The 7,552-nt window shown below is 47.4% G+C and carries 3 protein-coding genes and 1 pseudogene; 1 reads left to right on the top strand and 3 read right to left on the bottom strand.

Annotated elements, in window-relative coordinates; genetic code table 11:
- Both ACEW9I_RS11565 and ACEW9I_RS11560 read right to left on the bottom strand, forming a co-directional pair.
- Nucleotides 1–424 (bottom strand): annotated as a pseudogene (locus ACEW9I_RS11565) (hypothetical protein); the annotation flags it as partial.
- 111 nt (nucleotides 425–535) lie between these two features.
- Nucleotides 536–1,501: a tyrosine-type recombinase/integrase gene (locus ACEW9I_RS11560; protein ID WP_373540489.1), complete on the bottom strand. Its 966-nt coding sequence runs from the start codon at nucleotides 1,499–1,501 to the stop codon at nucleotides 536–538.
- A 487-nt stretch (nucleotides 1,502–1,988) separates the two neighbouring features.
- Between ACEW9I_RS11560 and ACEW9I_RS11555 the strand changes: the two genes are divergently transcribed.
- Nucleotides 1,989–3,290 carry an NF041680 family putative transposase gene (locus ACEW9I_RS11555; protein ID WP_373540488.1) on the top strand — a complete coding sequence of 434 codons (1,302 nt, stop codon included), beginning with the start codon at nucleotides 1,989–1,991 and terminating at the stop codon, nucleotides 3,288–3,290.
- A 375-nt stretch (nucleotides 3,291–3,665) separates the two neighbouring features.
- On the opposite strand, the gene ACEW9I_RS11550 is transcribed toward ACEW9I_RS11555, so the two are convergent.
- Complete coding sequence (locus ACEW9I_RS11550; protein ID WP_373540487.1) at nucleotides 3,666–7,385, bottom strand: chemotaxis protein CheB; 3,720 nt, start codon at nucleotides 7,383–7,385, stop codon at nucleotides 3,666–3,668.
- Between the last annotated feature and the right edge of the window lie 167 nt (nucleotides 7,386–7,552).

Here is a 7,552-nt window from a genome sequence, read left to right as displayed (position 1 = left end):
AGCCGCCGCTGCTGCCGCCACCGCCGCCAGCAGCTATTAGGATTGTGCTGCCATTTTTCACAAACGTTCCACCACCACCACCACCACCACCAACACTGTTGCTGAAGCCTTGTTGTCCGACGAGAATGCTTAATGCGCCAGCAGTGAGGTTAAAATTGGCTTTGAGTTCGCCACCTAGTCCGCCTGAATTAGTTCCAGAACTGGCACCTTGTGCACCGAAGACATCGATCGTGTAAATTCCCGCAGTGGAGATATTAACTGTATCGACTGTCCCTGTGAAATTGAATGAACCAGAATTACTATTGCTATTATCAAGGGTGAAGGTGGCTGCTGTCGCTGGAGCTGGAGTGGCGATTGCATATACACTCGCGATGGCGACTGCACCTACTACCGCTTGGGCGCAGCCTCTTTTGATTTCGTACATATCTTTTAGTCTTGCTATTGCAAGCTGAGAAGTTGGGGGGTTTGCTCGGAGCTATTTTCAGTATATTAGTATTTGAGTGTATCAAAGATTATTCTCCCTCAAGATCGACACCTAAACCAAATCCGCCAATACCCCCGAAGCCTTCCCCTGCAAACCCTGACGATTATCGTCATAAATCATCAACGTATCCAACCGTGAATGCCGACACAACCGCTGCGCCGTCCGCACATCCCCCCCACTGGCATCTAGAAAAGTCGTAATCGAACTATGCCGAATCCGGTGCGGCGACAAATGTTTAGTCACCCCCGCATCAGTCGCTACCCAGTCCACCACCCGCGCCACAGATCGCCCCGACAAACGTTTGCCATAAGATCGCCCATCCAAAGCGATAAAGATCGGTTCGTTTGCCGCTCCCGCCCTCACCGCTAACCACTCCTCTAGAGCCGCTAAAGTACGCAAAGCCAAATCGATCGATTGTTGCTGAGTCTTCCCTTTACCAACGATCCATAACTTCCCCTCCCGCAGATCCCCCACATTCGTCGCCACCAATTCCCCCCGCCGCAGAGCGTTATCCCAGAGTAGGCGCAGGATTGCGTAATCTCGCTTACCTTTGACACTAGATCGATCGACCTCATTTAAGATCGATCGATAAGCCTTCACTCCCACGCCCGAAGTATCCCGATACTTCTCGACATGAACGTGAGTGACATCTTCGAGGCTAAAACTACACTGCCCTAACTTTCGCGCATGATTAGCTAAAGACTTCACCGCCGATAACCGCGTGTTAATCGTCGAAGGTGCCAGACCCAGATCCAGCAGTAACCCCTTATACTTCAGCACCACCCCCACCGCTTCAAATTGGGACAGCCGCAGCAACTCTTGAATTTGCTGCGGATTAGCGGCACTGCCCGTCAGTCGCGTAAAAAAATCATCTAAAGCCGAGGCATAAGTCCTTTTGGTATTGGCTGAAATTTGCAGCTTTAAAAAATCCTCCCAAACATCGATTGTCGTAGTTTGGGCGGCAGCTTTAATTGAACTCAGAAAAGAGCCGGAAACCTTTGGTACAATTGCACTCATCTATTTTACCTTGACAGTTTTGAGTCCGAAAAATGGCATTATCGGACTCAGCGTTAACTGTTTATATTTTCGCAGATTTCTTGCCCCCATTGCTGTTTGCAGATAATAGTGTTTCGATTTGAAGTACCTATAAACGTAACTATAGGCACCTGAATTTGGCTGCATCGATCTAAAAATTAGCTAGCTTGGGGCAAACTCGTGTCATCTCGTTAGTTGTAGGCTACTTGTAGCGACCTCCCAGCAAGCGGCAAAATCCATACCCCGCCCCGACCACCATCGATCATCCAGATCGATCGATGGTGGCATCTCAGATTTTTGCCTCTAATTTAGAAGATGATAATAGCCCTGGGCTGACAATAGCATCGGCGGCCATTCTCAAATACTGAGGTTTAGACTAAAAAAGAGAGAACGGTAGCCAAAGAAGAACTGGGGCTACCGTTAGGGAGAGAATGAGGGTGAAAAAAGAAAACCCATCCACTCACCTTCAATGAACAGTGAACTATTAAAGGAATTTCGTCAAGCAGCATATGATTTATTAGTCAAAGCCAAAGATGCGACATTCGAGTTAATGGATGCAGTGATGACAACCAGAAACGCGGCATGTTTAGCAGAATTTGCACTCAGCCCATTATTCAATCGTCAATGGTCAAGTGTTTATGAAGCACTACAAGACAGTAGACCAGATCGAAAGAAGCTGATGGTAATGTATATCCAGCAGTTAGAGCAACAAGTCCCAGCAACAGAACATGTATTGGTAGCAATCGACCATACCGCATGGGGCAGACCAGATGCCAAAACATTAAAAGATCGAACACATCAATATCAAAAAGGAGTAATCGTCGGACAAGGATACAGCACAATAGCCTGGATCCCAGAAGAGCAGGGCAGTTGGGCACTCCCATTGCTGCATGAACGAATTACTAGTGGAGAATCACCGATTCCCAAAGCCGCAGAGCAACTCAAGCAAGTCTGTGAGCAGCTTGCTACTCCAGTCCTAGCAGTATTAGACCGTGAGTATGGCAATGCAACATGGGTACTAGCACAAGCGGAGATTAAAGCTGATTGTCTGATGCGGGTCAGAAAGAATGCCTGTTTTTGGTCGGCACCACCAGCTTATAGCGGTCGCGGCAGACCACGTAAACATGGGCAGAAAATCAAGCTCAATGACTCCCAAACTTGGCTGGAGCCAGATGCCATCCTGGAAATTGACCATCATCCACAACTAGGGCAAGTCAGAGTCCAGCAATGGCAAGACTTACATTTTTATCGTGCGGCTGGAAATCCCCTCAATTTGATTCTCGTTGAAAGAATTAAACCAATGTCTAACGGTCAGCCTTATCCACCGTTGTGGTTAGTTTGGGTGGGCGCAAGAACCTTGCCCTTAGAGCAGGTTTGGTTTAAATATTTGCGTCGCTTTGGAGTGGATCATTGGTATCGTTTTGCCAAGCAACGATTGCATTGGACATTGCCTAATTTGAGAACTCCAGAGCAATCCCAGCGATGGAGCGACCTCCTGCCGTTGATGAGTTGGCAACTGTGGCTAGCTAGAGATCTGGTGGTCGAAAACCGACTACCTTGGCAAGCTGCTACTATTAATTTAACCCCTGGGCGTGTTGCTCAGTCTATGATTTCAGTTTTGGTCGAGATTGGCACTCCCGCCCAATCTCCCAAACCAAGGGGAAAATCTCCTGGCTGGATTAAAGGAAACACACGTACTAAGCCACCACGTTATCCAACTGTTAAAAAACGGGCTTCTCGATCTAAAAAGTCTCCCAAAGTAGCTGCTTAATCTTAAATCTCTGCTCTGGTTTAGAATCGGTTTGCCTTCAATTTATGGCAGATATTTTCGACGCGCTTATTTTTTAGTCTAAACTCCAGTAAATCAACAAGCTAGAAATAAGCTAATTACACTGACCATAGTTAAGAGTTAAAACCCTATATTCCTTTATCAGCAGGAATATAGGGTTTAAAAATGTGATTGGGTCATTTTGAGAAGCCTGGATTTTAAGTTTCTTATATTTTTTTGGGTACCATTACTTTACAAGCGCATTTTTTACTGATTATCTGACTTTTCAAACATCCTCAATGACATTCGTTTTCCCTTAATTCTCAGGGAGTGCAGAAAGTATACATTTCGCAAGGTAACTTCGATTCCAAACTCAGGTTATTGATGACTCTTCGGCCACATCACATAAAAAGTTGTCCCCTGTCCCAAGCTAGACTCTAACCGAATCGTACCCTGCTCTGTTTCAATAATCTTTTTAACAATTGCTAAACCAATTCCCGTATTATCACTATTATCCTTACTTGTGAAGGTTTGGAAAATGTCAAAGACTTTGGCATGATGTTCGGGGGCGATACCAGGGCCGTCATCTTTAAAGATAAATTCATAACAGTCTGGATGTTCGAGTGCCGAAATGTGTAGATGTCCTGTTAGAGAAGTATGGTGCTTAATAGCATTGCAAATTAAATTGGCAAAAACTTGGCTTAGAAAGACACGTTTGGTCGTAAGCGTTGGCAGCGGTGGCTGTATATCGATGCTGAAGCCCTCTGGCGGGGCAAGGGAGTCGATAATCTCGCTCACAAGTTCGGCCAGATCGAAGGTTTCTAGAGGAGCTGTTTGTCGTCCGGCGCGGGCGTACAGCAGCAAAGAGTCAATCATCGACTCCATCCGTTTGACGCGGGTACGTAGGAGCTGAAACTGTTGCTGGTTGTTTGGTGGCAACTTTATTTCTAAGTCGTCTTCAATCCATTGGGACAAGTTAGCAATCGCCCGTAACGGAGCCTTGAGATCGTGAGAAACGTTATATACAAAGCTCTCTAGCTCATTGCTGCGTTCGGCTAAAGCTACTGCGGCGATTTTGCGCTCGGTGATATCTTCGATTGCCAGAAGGATATTGTCGCCACCTTCGGCTTGAGTCATCCTCCGGGCATTGAGTAGCATCGTTTTGTTGCCGATTTGCTCGAAGTTATGCTCGACCTCAAAATTCTGAAATTCGCTGTCAGTGGGGAGGATTTCTAGGAGTAACCGCCGCAATTGAGGAATATTCCACTGTCCATTCCCGAGATCGAAGATTAATTGCTGTTCTGTATCCGCGCTTGTCGCCTCAAAGGTGTCATAAAACGAGCGATTGGCCGTAACTACTCGCAAGTTGCCGTCGAGGACAATCAGCGGTTCGCGCACGGTTTCGACGATCGCTCGCACATAGTTACGGGAGTGTTCGAGCTGTTCCATGCTGCGTTCGAGCTGTTCCATACTGCGTTTGAGCGCGTCGATATCGATCAAGATCACCATTGCCCCATCGATCTTATTGTCGAGCGTTCGGTAAGGGCGGATGCGGAGATCGTACCAATGCCCGTCTCGATCTTGAACTTCCTGTTCTGTGCTCTTGAGGGTGTTAATGACTTCTCGAATCTGTGATTCCAAGTCGGTGATAGTGAGGGCGTGGTTGAGATCCCACAATGGTCGTCCCACATCCGTCGGAATCAGACGCAGAACGCTTTGGGCGAGTGGAGTGAAGCTGCGAATGCAGAGATCGCTATCCAACACCAAACTGGGGATATTCGTACTGCTAATCAGGTTTTCGAGATCGTTGCTCACCTGGGTTGCTTCATGGTTGCGTCGCTGTAATTCGTCATTGATGGTATTGAGTTCTTCATTAGTTGCCTGGATTTCCTCTTTAGCGGTTTCCAGTTCCTCGTTGCTGCTTTGGAATTCCTCATTACTAGACAAGATTTCTTCATTCGCCGCGCGCAGATCTTGATTGGTTGCTTCCTGTTCTTCAATAATCGAGCGCAGATACTCTTTAGTAGTGGCTAGTTCCTGCTTGAGTCGGGCATTTTCTAGCTCACTGGGTGAGCTAACTGACTCAGGGGTAGTGAGATCGGCGGAGTTCAGCGTCAACATCCCGCCAGGGGATTGAGGCATCGCGGCTGGAAGAGTTGCTTGAAACAAGATCAAAAAATAGCGTTCTTCAACACCGCGCGTTTTAAGGGGAATCACATCAAAGTTAACCTGTCTGGTTCCCTCGCCATCGATTATCTGCAAATTTTCCTTGCTCACCACCAAGTTTTGCTGTCTGGCTTGGTAAACCGCAGAGCGCAGCTCCAGCTTCAAGCTATCTTTAGCCATCTTCAATAAGTTATGGCTGGCTCTACCCGGTGCAGGTTCGAGATAGAGACTCGTCTGTCCCCGAAAGTGGAGAATTTCTAAATCGTTATCGATGACGACACCAACAGGTGCGAGCCGCTTCAACACGATCCGATCTGCCTCTTTTTGTAAGTCAAAGTCGCTCCAATCAGGGTCATCGCTGGGGATGGAATTTACAATTTTGCTGGTCTGAGTGTTGCTAATGAGATCGATCGTCAGCCGTGCTGGAGCTAATTTTCTGGCATAAATTTTCTGCTTTTTATCTACCGCAGTAAACAAGTTTGAAGAGTCACCTGTCGTCTCGGAGCTACCCAACATCAAAAAACCCGTAGGTTTGAGTCCATAGTGGAAGGTTGGTAAAATCTTCTTTTGTAATGCTGCTCCCAAATAAATCAGTACATTGCGACAGCTAATCAGGTCTAGTTTGGAAAAAGGTGGATCGCTACAGATGTTTTGTCTAGCAAAGACACACATTTCGCGGATCGATTTGGCGATCCGATACCCATCATCGACGGGCACAAAGAATCGCTGGAGCCGTTCGGGGGAGACATCTGCAACTGCACTGTACTTGTAAAAGCCAGTTCTGGCTGTGTCGATGGTTCGATTGCTAATATCGGTCGCATAAATCTGAATCGGCGGCTTAATTGGCTGGTTGTCCAAATATTCCAACAGACAAATCGCGAGCGAATATGCTTCTTCTCCGGTCGAACATCCGGCTACCCAGATCCGAATCGGCTCATCCGCCCCTTGATTGGCAATGTTTGGAAATACCTTAGTTTTGAGAGTTTTAAACGCGCTCGGATCGCGAAAGAAACTGGTAACGTGAATCAAGATATCCTCATACAATGCCTGCACTTCTGCGGAGTGTTCGCGCAAGTAGGTGACATAATCATCGATATTTTCTAGCTTGTAGATCACCATCCGCCGTAAAATGCGTCGCATTAACGTGGCGTGTTTGTACTGGGTGAAGTTTACCCCTGTCGCCGTTCGTAACAGCGAAAAGATGACCTGCATGGCAGTCTCTTTCTCTCCTAGCACTTCAACAGCTTTCGCAGGTATGGGACTAGCAATATATGGATGACGGCTGATGTTTGCTAGTTCTGTGGCAATTTCTTGAGGTGATAAAATAAAGTCTACATGACCTGTCGCCACCGCCGTATTGGGCATACTAGTTACCTGAGCCGAGGCCTCACACTGAGCAAACGTAATGCCACCTGCGTCTTTGACGGCTTCGAGTCCCCGCGAACCATCCCCATCCCCGCCCGATAAGACGACAGCAATCGCTTTACTGCCCAGATCGGCTGCTAGTGATAGGAAAAAGGTATCTACAGGCTTGATCATCGCCCGACTTTGCGCGCGTGGGGTCAGTTTGAGTAGCCCCTGTTCGATCGTCATTTTGGTATTGGGCGGAATCACGTATACGCAATTTGGTTCCACTGCCATCCGATCGCGCACCTCAAACACGGACATGATAGTTTCTCGCGCCAATATCTCTGTCAACAAACTTTTGTGGTCGGGATCTAAGTGCTGAATCAGCACAAATGCCATCCCCGTATCGGTTGGCAAATGACTCAGTAATTGTCTAAATGCGTCCAATCCTCCCGCTGAAGCTCCAATTCCCACCACTGGAAATCGCTTTTCCAAGGAAAGGCTGTCGCCAACGGTTGCTAAATTCTCATCTAGATTCTCAGCCCGATCTGGCTGATTTTGCTCGTTAGGCTGTTTAGAGTTCATCGGAGGAAGTAACTTTTGCCTATGTAGGGATAGCTACAGGATACGGATACTGTTGGCGAATTCAAAAATTGATTACCTCGCGGCGCGGTTACGCCAACCAGCCCTTTCAACGCGAACACTCGTATTGCTTCCTCGATCGCCCTAGAGAGAGGTTTCTAGGCTTTGAC

The organism is Chamaesiphon sp., assembly GCF_041738855.1.
Lineage (GTDB): Bacteria > Cyanobacteriota > Cyanobacteriia > Cyanobacteriales > Chamaesiphonaceae > Chamaesiphon.
The sequence above is the reverse complement of the archived record's forward strand: the minus strand, read 5'-3'. Positions and strand labels throughout refer to the sequence as shown.